The organism is Sphingomonas sp. PEI4 (genome assembly GCF_056679955.1).
The window spans coordinates 1,057,001-1,069,835 of sequence record NZ_CM155258.1 but is presented as its reverse complement, the minus strand read 5'-3'; the positions used below and the strand labels follow the sequence as shown (position 1 = coordinate 1,069,835).

Below are 12,835 nucleotides of genomic sequence, written 5' to 3'. Positions count from 1 at the left end.
CGCAGAAGTATGTCCGGCACACCAGTTCCGGCGATGGAAACAGCAGCCAACCTATCCCTCGTCTATGTCGAGGAACACGTCCAGCGGACCGCTCGCGCGCATGTCTTCGCCTTGCCTTGAAGGGAGACTCGATAGCGTGGGATAGTCCTCCTCCTCATTGGGCAGACTATTCAGGTGGTCCTCGATCTGCTCCAATAATCTCTGGAAACCCGACGCGCGTTCGATATTGCCGAAGTGACGCTCGGCTCGCTCGATGTTCTCCTTGAACTCCGTGTACAAGCCGTGCTCGTCGGTGGATGAGAACCGACCTCGGAATGTATCGAAGGTTTCGGTCAGGTCGTGTAGCCACTCCTGCTCGTAGCCGGCTTCGAGAGAGATCACTTCATCCGCCGTGAACAACGGGCGAAGCCGCCGGTTTTCGAATATGGAGGTTTCACCGTCGTCAATCGCGTTCTCGGTCAATCGCGCGACGATTGCCCTTCGTCGTTCCTCCGGTAGCAATCCCGACCTATGCAGAGCCGCGACCAGCATCTCGGCTCCTGAGGAAAGGGAGGACACCGTCACGGTCATGACCCATTCGAGAACTTCCGGGCGCTCCTCGACGAAGGCGCGGATGAACGTTTCGTCACAACGTTCGCCAAGGAATGACCTTAGCGTTTCATCCAACTCGAGATCGGCAAGTCGTAGGCGCACCGCGGGATAGAGGGTGGTCGGTACTCTGATATGGGCACCGGCGATGTCCTTCGGTGCGCAGACGACCTCTCGCACCAGACGTTCGACGCGTGCTCCACCCACGTAGAGTTCCACGAGCTCGGGTGAATGGCCGACGATCGTCGCGAAAGCATCGGTGATCGTGGGATGGCGGAACACCCATCGGATGCCATCGTCATCATTCACGCGCCGCGTGAGACTGTCCTCGAGCGTTACGAGCGCGGCTGAGATATCGGCAGGTGGTGTGCCCGTAAGCCGGACGACGATGTCTAGAGCGTAGCTGCTCCGGATCGGGGACGGGACGCCGCCTTCGGGGTGCAGAAATATCAATGCGATGGCTGCGCGGCTGGCTCCGTCGAGCCCTTCGAGCACTTCGATCAGGAACTCCACGGGGTGCTCGACGAGTTGAACCAGCCGATCGCGCGTGATGGGGATTTTCGAAGTGAAGAACGGATCGCCTAGCCGCCTTGCAGTTTCGGGCAGAAATCGAACACTCTCGGCTACGTAGGAAAGATGCGGCTTGAGGCGGATCCGCATCGACCTTGGCTGCTTTCTTCGAACGTGATTGTAGAGAATTTGCGCGCGTTCGGTCGACGTGAGCTTGTGAACGTCGATGACCACCTGGCTTTCCGACAGCAGCGGGAAGTCGCGAGTCCGGAGGAATGGACGGACGGCGGACCAAATGTAGTTGCGGGATGTGAAGACGATGCGGGTGCCGTTCGCGATTGCCGCTCGCAAAGTGGGGAATTCGGTGTTCCAGCGATTGATCCGCGCAACGTCGAACTGGTTCGCGCCGAACGCATCGTCGACCCAGAGCACCTGCCGCTCCGTGGGTTGCCATAGGTGCAGTTGTTCTGGGCTGCTTATTCGTACCGCACCGGCACAACCTTGGTCGAGGGATCCCAGAGCGAGCAGGGCGGCTATCGTCGACTTGCCCGAAGCGGGGTCGCCGAGAAGGATCAGGAACCGGTAGTCGTCCAGCGCCTTGACCGCTGCGTGGTAGGAGGATGTCGGCACGAAGCATGCTAGATCGTCGCCCATCTCGGCGAGGATTGCCTTTGCCTGCTCTTGCGCGTGGGCTGTCACGATGTGAGACAGATCTCCGATTCCGTAGACGCGCGGCACGAGCATGCGCAGTTGGGCACTCGCCTTGATCTGCTCGATGATCCAGTCGCCGTGATACACGCGGCAGGTCTTGACGCCCTTGGCCTCGAACGCCTTGCAGATGGCTGCCTCCGACACGCCCGTCACGCCGGCGTTGGTGATGACTACGTAGTCTTCCGCCAGACCATCCGTTACCAGCGCCTCGACCTTATCGAGCTCGCCGCTGAGCTTGCTGAGTGTCAGTCGCGCGCCTGCACCTCCGATGTACTTCACTTGAATCGTGGATTTCAGCGTGCCGTTCGTTCCGCCGTCCCAAGTTCCCAGGAACGCGGCATCTCGGCCGCCATCTCGCGATCCAAGGAACGTTTGAACGGGGCGTCGCAGCACTTCGGCCGCTACCGCGCTTGCAAGGTCCTGGAATGCTTTCCATCCCAATGTCGTAAGGTCGTAGGCCATCTGGCAGCCTTCTGCGGCCGTTGCCACGCCAAGACCAGCCTATGAAGCCGGTTTGGCGCCAATAAGGTGGGGGAGCCCCGCCTCCGGCGGTGCTCGGGAAAATGCGTAACCTTGAGCGCCCGTCTCGCCGGTGACCAGAACAAGGTTGCTCCGCCGGTTCGTCACGCGTGCATTCTCCAAGGATACGGCTGCCCCGTGATCGCCGTCGGCAGACCGTTTGGCGTGTCGAAACCGGCTTTCGGTCGATCGGGCCGATCACAAACATGTACGCCCGAAGCCGACGAAAGCCGCCGCACGTGGAAATGCCCGCTGCCCTCTCGAGGCGCGCCGAATTCTGATCCGGCGGCGATCCCAAGGTGGCTTGATTGAACCTAGACGGACTGAAGAAAGAGCAAGCCGCTTTTGTTCAGACACGCGACGATAGTCGTCCTGCATTGAACGGCATTCTCTGGCAGCTACGATACCGCACTAGGCATTTCGGTTCGCCAGCAGCTTCCTCCAGTTCAGTTTTCCCATGCCGGCGGTGATGCGGGCCCAGTCGATGCATGAGAAGTCGATCTCATGGAGTTCTCGGTGGATAGTCCGTATCCTTGGCTCGGAACCGTAGCGACTGCCCGTGCTCACGGGCGCGTGACCGCAGATCTGATCCAGGGTTCGATCGGTGAGGCGAGCGTCGTTGCCCTTCGCCTTGAACGCATGCCGCAGGGAGTGGAAGACCAAGCGTCGGTCGTTTGACACGTGCCGATCGATGATGCGGTTCATCTTCTGGCTGGCCTCCTTCGTGCGCTTGCCCACACTGTTCTCCTTCAGGTCGGGGAACAGCTGGGTGTGGCCTTGCGCGTTGAGTGCATCCAGATACTCGCGGAACCCCAGTTCAAGGAGCTTATCGTGAACCGGGACGAGCCTGATCGAATCGTCGGTCTTGACGCTCTTGTCCTCGGCGTTCGGGTCATCGGCGTATTCGTCGATGTCCAGATAGACGATGTCGCCGTCACGGCGGACGTCTGCGAGCGCGACCTGTCCGACCTCTTCTAGGCGAGCACCCGTGGTGATGGAGAGTAGAAAGATCCAGAAGATCGTGACGTCGCTGATACGCGACTCGGTGTTCCATTCCGTCGGGTTGACGAAGAGCGGGCTCGCACACAGCGTCGCGAGTTCGTGATCCTCAAAGCTACGTCGTGTACGCCTTTTCTTGCTGTATCCGACGATCTTGATGCCGCTCCCGAAATTCGCGGGGGTCCAGCGCTGTTGGAACGCATAGGTAAGCAGCGCCTGCAGCGCGCCCACCCGCTTCTTGAGCGTAGGAGGTGCGCATTTCGGGTTGGCGTCCTTGTGCTTGAACACCCGGGCCGTGAAGGGCAGGGCGCGATCCGCCCTGGGCATCGAAGCGGGCAGCTTCGCGGCCTCGTCGCGGTAGTCGTACAGCATGTCGGCATCGATCATCGATATGGTTGGATCCCCGGCGAAGTCGATGAAATCGTCTACCGCCGCCTCGTATTCGCCGGCCGTCTGGGGACGCGGTTCGTTTCCGGCCTTCCATTCGTGGAACAGGGTCTTGAGACGTAGGTTCGGACGCCGCCTCGAATTTGGGACGCGAGGCCGGTGACGGCTGAGGCGTCTCCGGTTCACCTCCTCGTCGCCGCTGCGCTTCTCGTCGATGACGTCCATCAGCGCCTTGACGATCTCGTCTTCGGAAAAGTGAGCAGCACCCGGGTCGAATGCCTTCAGCCGTATCGCCGGACCGGTAAGGCATGGACGCCAGAGTGATTCGTCGTGATGCCACCGCAGTCTGATCCAGTTCGTTCCGGTCTGCTCGACGTCGCCTTCATAGGAGTCGGCCACCATCCTTTCGAAGCGCACCTTGTCTGCGCAAACCAGATTCCAATCGGTATTGGACGGCGGCCCCATGATCGCCGGTGGAAAAGGATCGTCGACGCCTATCGATTTTCGAGAGCCGGCCGCGGCATCGAGTTCCATGAAGGTCACCACGAGGCGCTGCTGACCGGAGAGACCCGTGCCCGTCGCGGGGGCCTCGCACCAACGTCGTACCAGCGCCCCGGGTGTCGGAACCAACGTTCCTTCCGCGAACCGGCGACGAGCTTCGGCAAGCTTCGTTTCGAATTCGGCGTTTTCGCGCGCGAAGCCGATCTTGGCCTCGGCGGGGTCCTTGGTCCTTAGCGAAACCTTGACGACGGCCTTGCCCTCGAAGGCCGGGCGAAGTGCTTCCGGGACCGCCCGTCTGAAGTAGAGTTGACCGGTCCGGGGATCGGCGAAAGGGGACGCCATGCTGGTCTTCTTCACGTTCTTCTGTACCCATGTTCTGTACACATGACGGGTAAAAGAGACGTAAATCCGCGCATTTCCGAGCTTTACTCGAGAATGGTGACCCCTACGAGAATCGAACTCGTGCTTACGCCGTGAGAGGGCGTCGTCCTAACCGCTAGACGAAGGGGCCGTTAGCAGATGCGGGCGTCTACGGAATGGGGCGGCAGCCGTCAAGACGGTTGCCGCACATTCCCAAGACGCCCGCGCATTTTATCAGGCGGCGACCTTCTTGCGCTCGGCCATTTCCTCGTTGAGCATCTCGGCGAGGAGGAAGGCGAGTTCGAGGCTCTGGCTGGCGTTGAGGCGCGGGTCGCAGTGCGTGTGGTAGCGATCGGCGAGCGATTGCTCGGTCACGTCGACCGCGCCGCCGGTGCACTCCGTCACGTTCTGGCCGGTCATCTCGGCATGAATACCGCCGGCGTGCGTGCCTTCCGCGCGGTGGACCGCGAAGAAGCCGCGGACTTCGGCCAGGATGCGGTCGAACGGACGTGTCTTGTAGCCGTTGGCGGCCTTGACGACGTTGCCGTGCATCGGGTCGCAGCTCCAGACCACCGGATGGCCTTCGCGCGTGACGGCGCGGACGAGGCGGGGCAGGTTCGCCTCGATCTTGTCATAGCCATAGCGCGTGATCAGCGTCATCCGGCCGGGTACGCGACCGGGATTGAGCGTATCCAGCATCCGCAACAAGGCGTCGGGCTCCAGGCTAGGCCCGCATTTGATACCGATCGGGTTGCCGATGCCGCGGAGGTATTCGACGTGGCTGGAGCCCTCGAACCGCGTGCGATCGCCGATCCACAGGAAATGCGCGCTGGTGTCGTACCAGTCGCCGGTCAGCGAATCCTGCCGGGTCAGCGCCTGCTCATACTGGAGCAGCAGCGCCTCGTGGCTGGTGTAGAAATGCGTCTGCGCCAGCTGCGGCACGGTCTCGGGATCGATCCCGCACGCCGCCATGAACTCGAGCGCCTCGCCGATCCGGTCCGCGGTCTCGGCATATTTCTTCGACCACGGGCTGCGGCCCATGAAGTCGTGCGTCCAACGGTGGACCTGATGCAGGTTCGCATACCCGCCTTGGGCGAATGCGCGGAGCAGGTTGAGCGTCGCCGCCGACTGCGAATAGGCGCGGATCATGCGCTGCGGGTCCGGCGCGCGCGATTCCGCGGTGAAGGCGATGTCGTTGACGTTGTCGCCGCGGTACGAGGGCAGCTCGACGCCGCCGATCGTCTCGGTATCGGTCGAGCGCGGCTTGGCGAACTGACCCGCCATGCGGCCGAGCTTCACCACCGGAAGCTTGGACGCGAAGGTTAGCACGACGGCCATCTGGAGGATGACGCGGAACGTGTCGCGGATGTTGTTCGCGCTATGCTCGGCAAAGCTCTCGGCGCAGTCGCCACCCTGGAGCAGGAACGCCTTGCCGGCCGCGACTTCGGCGAGCGACGCTGTCAGGTTGCGGGCTTCACCGGCGAAGACGAGCGGCGGGAAGGTCGCGAGCTGGTCGGTCGCGGCGGTCAGCGCTGCGGCGTCGGGATAGGTGGGGAGCTGTCGTGCTTCGTGACGTGTCCAGCTGTCGGGGGCCCAGTTCGCGGCCATATCATGTCGTCCGATTGGTGAATTGTGATGATGGCAATGCGCGAAAACGCCTTTTCGCGCAACGAAGTAAAGCTTGAAGGCGCTGCGATCAGTATTGGCAGGCAGGCCCGGTCATTTCCGTCCAAAAAAATTTATGGCGTCGTCACTGTCCATTTGGCATGGGCAACGGATGGACATGCCCATGCGTATCATCATCGCGTTTTCGATCATTGCCGGCGGAATGGCGATTGCCGTACCAGTCCTGATCATCGTCGCGCGCCGTCGCCGCGCCGACAAGCTGCGTCGCCGCGGCATCAAGAGCTACAATCGCAGTTCGCGGGCTGCCAACGGTCAATAGCCTGCTTCGAGGTCCGCGACGTTCTTCATCGGCGTGCCTGCGAGGAAGGCCCCGAGGTTTTCGAGGAACAGCGCCGCCCCCCGCTTGAACATCGTGGTCTGGCTGCGGCCCGAGAGATGCATCGTGACGATGGCGTTGGGCGCCGACCATAGCGGATGCTCGGCAGGAAGCGGCTCCGGGTTGGTCGGATCGAGGACCGCGCCGGCGATGCTGCCGTCGGTCAGCGCGGCGATCAGCGCGTCGTCGTCGATCATGTCGCCGCGGGCGATGTTGATGAGCCACGCCGACGGCTTCATCGCGGCGAGTTCGTTGCGGCCGATCATCGCGTGGGTGGCGCCGGTCGAGGGCGCGGCGAGGATGACCCAGTCGAAATCGCCGAGCCGGTCGCGCCAGGCGTCGGGTGTGATCGTGCCTTCGCGGCCGCTGCGCGTGACGCCGGTGACGTCGACGCCGAAAGCGGCCAGCCGGTCACCGATCATCCGGCCGATCGTGCCGTAGCCGATGACGAGCGCCTTGGTGCCCGCCAGCTCGACCTTCCCCGGCGCATCCTTCAGCCATTCGTGGCGATCCTGCGCGCGTACGACGGTGTCGAAGCGCTTGGCAGCGACCAGCACGCCCATTACCGCATATTCGGCGACTGCGACGGCGTTGATACCGGCGCCATTGGTCAGCGTGACGTCATTGTCGCGCAGCGTCGTCAGCGGAAACGCATCGAGCCCGGCATAGATCGTTGAGACCCATTTGAGTTTAGGTCCGGCCTTGCGGATCGCGTCGGCCACCAACTCGGTCGGCTGCATGTCGACCCAGGCGATGTCCGCATCGGCGATCATCGCGTTGGCCTCGTCCGGCTTGGTGAACCAGACGGCTTCCAGGTCCGCAGGCAGATGCGGTTCGAGGAGAGGGCGGGCGGCGGCGGGGAGGACGGCTTTCATCCAAGGAACATCGTCCGGCCGCCCACCAAGTCAAGGCGTGCCAGTCGCCTCGACCGGGATCTTCCAGTCCCATCCGAGCGAATCGCCATCCATCACCTCGACGCCGGCGGCCGCCAGTTCGTCGCGAATCGTGTCGGATCGCTCGAAATCCTTCTCGGCCCGTGCGTCGCGTCGAGCGGCAAGGTGTTCGGCGATCGTCGCGTCGTCGATCGTTGCGGAGAGGGGCCTGACGCGCAGGTCTTCCCGACGGATCGTCGCAAGATCGAGCCCGAGCACGGCATCGAAATCCGTGAGTGCTGCAATGCGGTCCGCTGGTGCGACGCGCTTGTCCGCCAGGAGTTCATCGAGGATCGGAAGCGCGCGCGGCGTGCCCAGATCGTCCGAGATCGCCGCATCCAACCGTTCGCGATAGGGGGATGCGCTACCCGAGGGGCCGCCCGGCTGGCGCGAACGCAGCGTTTCGACGGTCATCGCGAGGCGTTTCAACCGCGTCTGCGCAGCCGCCAGATTCTCCCATGAGAATTCCAACTCGCTACGATACTGCGCCTGGAGGCACATGAGGCGGTAGGCCAGCGGGTGGAAGCCGCGGTCGACCAGCGTCTGGAGCGTGGTGAACTCACCGCCCGATTTCGACATCTTGCCCGAGCGCTCGACCAGGAAGTTATTGTGCATCCAGATGTTCGCACCGGTATCCGCGCAGTCGCAATGCGCTTGGTTCTGCGCGATCTCGTTGGGGTGATGGATTTCCCGGTGATCGATCCCGCCGGTGTGGATGTCGAAATGCTCGCCCAGATATTGCTTGCTCATCACCGAGCATTCGAGATGCCAGCCCGGCGCGCCGCGGCCCCAGGGTGAATCCCATTCCATCTGGCGGTTCTCGCCGGGCGCGGACGTGCGCCAGATCGCGAAGTCCTGCGGATGGCGCTTGCCCTCGACCGGATCGATACGGCTCTCACCCGCATCATCCTGTGATCGGGCAAGGCGACCATAGTCGGGAACGGTGGAGGTGTCGAAATACAGCCCGTCCGCGAGCTGGTAGCAATGCTTGTCCGCGATCGCCTTGCCGAACGCGATCATGCCGTCGATGTGATCGGTAGCAAGCGGGAATTTGCTCGGGGGGCGGATGTTGAGGTCGTCCAAGTTGCGCTTGAACGCATCGGTATAGTGCCGCGCGATCGCCCAGATATCTTGGCCGCTGGCGCGCGCGGCGGCCTCCATCTTGTCATCGCCGACGTCCGCATCAGAGGTGAGGTGCCCGACATCGGTGATGTTGATGATGTGGGTGAGCGGATAGCCCTTCCACGTCAGTACGCGACTGAGCGTGTCGGTGAAGACGTACGCGCGCAGATTGCCGATATGCGCGTAGTTGTAGACCGTCGGTCCGCAGGAATAGATGCCGACATCGGTCGGATCGATCGGCTTGAACGTATCGAGCTGTCGCGTGAGGCTGTTGTATAGCGTAAGGGGAGTGCGGGTCATGCGCCGCTCTTAGCGACGCCGGAGCGGTCTCGCAAAGATACTCGGCGTGCCGGCTTGACGCGTGGCAACGTCAGCCTTGAAACGCACGCCCTCCCCTGATAGGGCCCCCGGTTCATGCGGCGCGGACCTATTCGCGACGGCAAAAATCTATTCGACCGGAGCTTAACGGGTTTATGCAGATCATCGTACGCGACAATAACGTCGACCAGGCCCTTCGCGCGCTCAAGAAGAAGCTGCAGCGCGAAGGCGTGTATCGCGAGATGAAGTTGCGCCGGCATTACGAGAAGCCTTCGGAGAAGCGTGCACGCGAGCGTGCAGCGGCGATCCGTCGCTCGCGCAAGCTCGACCGCAAGCGCGCCGAGCGCGACGGCGCCCGATAAGAACTGGCCGACCTCAGCCCGATGAACGGGCGGGTCGGTATTTTCCGAGGGGTGTCGTGATCGGCACCCCCGTTTGCTTTCCAACGGCACGCGCGGCGCTCCGGCGTGACCAGATGACCGGGGCCTGATCCGATGTCGACCGTCACCGCAGTGCCGCTGCAGCCTACAAAGCGCAGCTACCTTATCTATCTCTGGGTCGGGATCGCACTGGCGCTGATCGCCGCGGTCGCATTGGCGCGTCAGGGCGACGATCCCCTGGCGCGCAATGCTCGTGCAAAGGGTGTCGTCGTGACGGCGTCCGGCCTGCAGTATAAGGTGATCGCGCCCGGCAAGCCCGGCGCAGCGAAGCCTACCGATGCAGACGTGGCGCTGGTGAACTACGAGGGCAAGCTGCTCAACGGCACGACCTTCGACAAGTCGCAGCAGCCGACGCCGATGCCCGTGACCGGCGTCGTTCCAGGGTTCTCCGAGGCATTGAAGCTGATGCCGAAGGGTTCGAAGTATCGGTTCTGGATGAAGCCGGCGCTCGGCTATGGCGACAAGGCGACCGGGCCGATTCCCGCGAACTCGACGCTGGTGTTCGACGTCGAACTGCTCGACTTCCTGCCGCAGAGCGTCGTTCAGCAGATGCAGGCGCAGGCTCAGATGGGCCGCGGCGCACCGGGTGGTGCTCCGGGTGGCACGCCAGGCGGTGCTCCGGGTCAGCCGCAGCCTTGAGGTAGGCGAACGCGGGCCGGTATGGCTGCGCGTATATTCCGCTTGAGATGTGTAGAACGCGCCCACGGTTCGCCGTCGGGCGCGTTTTTGCGTTCGGGGTGTGTGCGAGGGGCGGACCAGCGTGGATCGACGTCACGGTCGTGATGCGCGCCTCCCGTCATCGTGATGGAGGTCCTGCGAGCGCGGCGGTCTGTTACTCTGGATCCTGACGTTCGTCAGGATGGCGGCGTTTTGGGGGGTGGCTGGAGGTTTGTAGCAGAAGCGTCGGCGCTTGCTCGGAGATGTTGGAAATGAGCGTTCAACGTCGGGTTAAGCCATCGTCGCACCGTGCCTGCCCGAGCCACCTCTGAACGCCAGACAAAAAAATAGCGGCCCGAAGACCGCTATTTCTCGAACTAAAGTCGTAAGACTTAGTTGCTGTCCGAATCGTCGTCGTTGTCTGCAACGATAACGATGCCTGCGACAACTGCAGCAGCTGCGAGAACCGCAACGATGATGCCGCCGCCAGCGAGCTCGTTCTTCTTGCCCGAAACCGAACCCGAACGAACCGACTTAGCAACCGACAGGCTAGCCGGTGCTGCCATGGCCGGAGCAACTGCCATCGTGGCTGCTGCTGCGGTCAGGAGATATTTCCCAAGACGCATGATGAACTCCCTTTGTGCTCGTCAGCCCGGCATTGGCATGAAACCACTACCAAGGCAACCGAGGGCTAGAAAACAGCGCGAAGTGTTTCGCACTGTTGCGGCAGTGCAACACACACTACCGCTCGCTCACTATAGCGATCTACAATGGACGGAAAAGCGCCAGTTTGTACGTTGCGCGATATTCGCGGCGGTTAGCGTGCCTTCGTGATGTCAGCAGCGGGGGCGGTCTGGAGCGTCCATGTCTCGGCACCTTCGAGTCCGAGTGCCGTCAGCCGACCCGACGAATACGCGCCGGTATCGATACCGATCCGATGACTGCGTCGCTCGATCTCGTCGGTGACCGTGTGTCCGTGGACGATGATCTTCTCAAGCGCGGACCGATGATCGAGGAACGGGTCGCGAATCCAGCGCAGGTCCGAGGCTCGCTGCAGGTCGAGCGGCGTATCGGGGCGCACGCCGGCATGGACGAAGGCGTAATCGCCGATCACGATCATGTCCTCGAACGCTCTCAGGAATTCCTGATGCTCGTCGGGTACGAGTTCGTCGATGCGACGGGAGAATGCCTCGTAATCGAGCTGGTCATATTCGGCGGCATCCATGCCGTAGCTCAGGATGGTTTCACGTCCGCCGATGCGACAGAACAGGCGAAGCGCCTTGGGTTCGCCGTCGAGCGCGCCGAGGAATATCTCCTCGTGATTGCCCAGCAGGAAGCGGACGTCGGATCGTGACGTGGCAAGGCCGCGCAGGCGATCGATCACGGCGGCGGATCCAGGCCCCCGGTCGACGATGTCGCCGAGGAAGATAAGCGTCGTCTCCGCCGGCCCCCGCGCAATCTCATCGGCTTCGATCAGGCCGATCAACTGGTCGAGTAGGTCGGCGCAGCCATGGATATCGCCGACTGCGTAGACGCGTCGACCGGCGGGGATAGTCGGGAGGTTCGCCTTGGCCACGCTACGGGACTTGAAAAGCTTTGAAATCATGCTGCTATCGATGGGGAGGGAAACATGTACGGGGGCTGATCGGACGTGTGGTCGCATAAGGCGTAACGCAACCCGTCGCAACGCATCCCACATTCTGCGCACGACGGATCGCACTTCGCACACCGTCATACGGCATGACGCAGCCGTCCGCGATGGCTAAGGGGTGGCTATGTCGATGCCCATGATCCTGCGCCTGCTGCCGCTCCTGATGCTCGCAGCGACGTCGCCTGCGGATGCAGTAGCTGCTGATAGCGCCCCGCAGCCAGCGTTCTTCGAAGCGTTACGCGCAGCCGATCTGCGGCTTGCGACGATCGCCTACCGCCTGACGACGGCGAATGCCGCGCTCTGCGACCAACTCCAGCCGCAGGTTGGGATGCCGATCCACGCGCTCACGCAATATGCACCGGCTGCGCGCAAGGTTGCCGCAACGACGTTCCGATTTGGCGCGACGATCGGCGTCGAAGCGGTCGTCGCCGGTGCGCCTGCGGATCGCGCCGGGGTTCGCGCGAACGATTCGATCGTGGAGATTGACGGAAAGGCGCAGCCCGCTCTGCCGGGTACGGACGCGCCGGAGAATGCGCGGGCAAGAGATGCGGCTGAAGCGGCGATCGCCGGCGCTCCGGTTGCGCAGCCGTTGCGGATGACGCTGTTGCGGGACGGCCAGCGCGTTCCCGTGGCACTCAAGCCCGTGGCTGGGTGTCGATCGCGTTTCGAGATCCTTCTCGGCAGTGGCTTGGATGCCAGCGCGGACGGATCGGTCGTACAGATCGGCGAGCGGTTTTTCGAAGGCTATAGCGATGCTGAAATTGCGGTGATCGTCTCGCACGAACTGTCGCACAACATTCTGCGCCACCGTGCGCGCCTCGATGCGGTGAAGATCAACCGGGGTATGCTGGCGGAGTTCGGGCGCAATGGCCGGCTGATCCGCGAGACCGAGGATCAGGCCGATCTGCTCGGCATCTACCTTCTCGCCAACGCGGGCTATGATCCGATGTCCGCGCCGAAATTCTGGCGCGAGAAGGGGGGCGACGTCGACGGCGGGCTGTTCCGCAGCCGTACGCATGCCTCGTCGAAGGCGCGTGCCGAAGCGCTCGAAGCCGCGGCGCGGGATATCGCGGCGACGCCGACGCGGCCGATCATTCCTCCCGTCCTGGCGACTCGGAACGTGCCGCTTCGCTGAACT

At 62.8% G+C, this 12,835-nt stretch carries 11 protein-coding genes and 1 tRNA gene; 4 read left to right on the top strand and 8 right to left on the bottom strand.

The genetic code is table 11. The features are described 5' to 3' along the window. Nucleotides 1–51: 51 nt before the first annotated feature. From AC1MLZ_RS04715 to AC1MLZ_RS04700, 4 genes are all read right to left on the bottom strand, one after another. The gene (locus AC1MLZ_RS04715) at nt 52–2,298 is read right to left on the bottom strand and encodes an nSTAND3 domain-containing NTPase (protein ID WP_480960682.1); all 2,247 of its coding nucleotides are present in this window, start codon (nt 2,296–2,298) and stop codon (nt 52–54) included. Nucleotides 2,299–2,739: 441 nt separating this feature from the next. Then, nucleotides 2,740–4,572 (bottom strand): DUF6538 domain-containing protein, encoded by a 1,833-nt coding sequence (locus AC1MLZ_RS04710; protein ID WP_480960681.1) that lies wholly within the window; start codon nt 4,570–4,572, stop codon nt 2,740–2,742. Between the two features lie 79 nt (nt 4,573–4,651). Continuing rightward, nucleotides 4,652–4,726, bottom strand: a tRNA-Glu gene (locus AC1MLZ_RS04705). 83 nt (nt 4,727–4,809) lie between these two features. Then, a complete protein-coding gene (locus AC1MLZ_RS04700) occupies nt 4,810–6,183 on the bottom strand; it encodes a class II 3-deoxy-7-phosphoheptulonate synthase (protein ID WP_056486578.1) in 1,374 nt (457 codons plus the stop codon). Between the two features lie 181 nt (nt 6,184–6,364). On the opposite strand from AC1MLZ_RS04700, the gene AC1MLZ_RS04695 reads away from it, so the two are divergent. After that, nucleotides 6,365–6,520 carry a hypothetical protein gene (locus tag AC1MLZ_RS04695; RefSeq protein ID WP_480960680.1) on the top strand — a complete coding sequence of 52 codons (156 nt, stop codon included), beginning with the start codon at nt 6,365–6,367 and terminating at the stop codon, nt 6,518–6,520. Here AC1MLZ_RS04695 and AC1MLZ_RS04690 read toward each other — a convergent pair. Continuing rightward, entirely contained in the window at nt 6,514–7,452 is a 939-nt protein-coding gene (locus AC1MLZ_RS04690; RefSeq protein WP_480960679.1) for a D-2-hydroxyacid dehydrogenase, read from the bottom strand. The genes AC1MLZ_RS04695 and AC1MLZ_RS04690 overlap by 7 nt on opposite strands. 30 nt (nt 7,453–7,482) lie before the next feature. Then, nucleotides 7,483–8,931: a cysteine--tRNA ligase gene (cysS, locus tag AC1MLZ_RS04685; RefSeq protein WP_480960678.1), complete on the bottom strand. Its 1,449-nt coding sequence runs from the start codon at nt 8,929–8,931 to the stop codon at nt 7,483–7,485. Nucleotides 8,932–9,104: 173 nt separating this feature from the next. Here cysS and rpsU point away from each other — a divergent pair, with 173 nt between their 5' ends. Together rpsU and AC1MLZ_RS04675 are read left to right on the top strand one after the other, a co-directional pair. Next, on the top strand, nt 9,105–9,311 hold the full coding sequence (rpsU, locus tag AC1MLZ_RS04680; protein WP_055878578.1) for a 30S ribosomal protein S21: 207 nt from the start codon (nt 9,105–9,107) through the stop codon (nt 9,309–9,311). Between the two features lie 132 nt (nt 9,312–9,443). Beyond that, on the top strand, nt 9,444–10,028 hold the full coding sequence (locus AC1MLZ_RS04675) for an FKBP-type peptidyl-prolyl cis-trans isomerase (RefSeq protein WP_480960677.1): 585 nt from the start codon (nt 9,444–9,446) through the stop codon (nt 10,026–10,028). 410 nt (nt 10,029–10,438) lie between these two features. Here AC1MLZ_RS04675 and AC1MLZ_RS04670 read toward each other — a convergent pair whose 3' ends face one another. Together AC1MLZ_RS04670 and AC1MLZ_RS04665 are read right to left on the bottom strand one after the other, a co-directional pair. Continuing rightward, nucleotides 10,439–10,672, bottom strand: coding sequence for a hypothetical protein (locus tag AC1MLZ_RS04670; RefSeq protein ID WP_181321069.1), 234 nt, complete (start codon nt 10,670–10,672; stop codon nt 10,439–10,441). A gap of 191 nt (nt 10,673–10,863) precedes the next feature. Continuing rightward, on the bottom strand, nt 10,864–11,652 hold the full coding sequence (locus AC1MLZ_RS04665) for a metallophosphoesterase family protein (RefSeq protein ID WP_480960676.1): 789 nt from the start codon (nt 11,650–11,652) through the stop codon (nt 10,864–10,866). A 169-nt stretch (nt 11,653–11,821) separates the two neighbouring features. On the opposite strand from AC1MLZ_RS04665, the gene AC1MLZ_RS04660 reads away from it, so the two are divergent. Further along, on the top strand, nt 11,822–12,832 hold the full coding sequence (locus AC1MLZ_RS04660) for a PDZ domain-containing protein (RefSeq protein WP_480960675.1): 1,011 nt from the start codon (nt 11,822–11,824) through the stop codon (nt 12,830–12,832). The last annotated feature ends 3 nt before the right edge of the window (nt 12,833–12,835 follow it).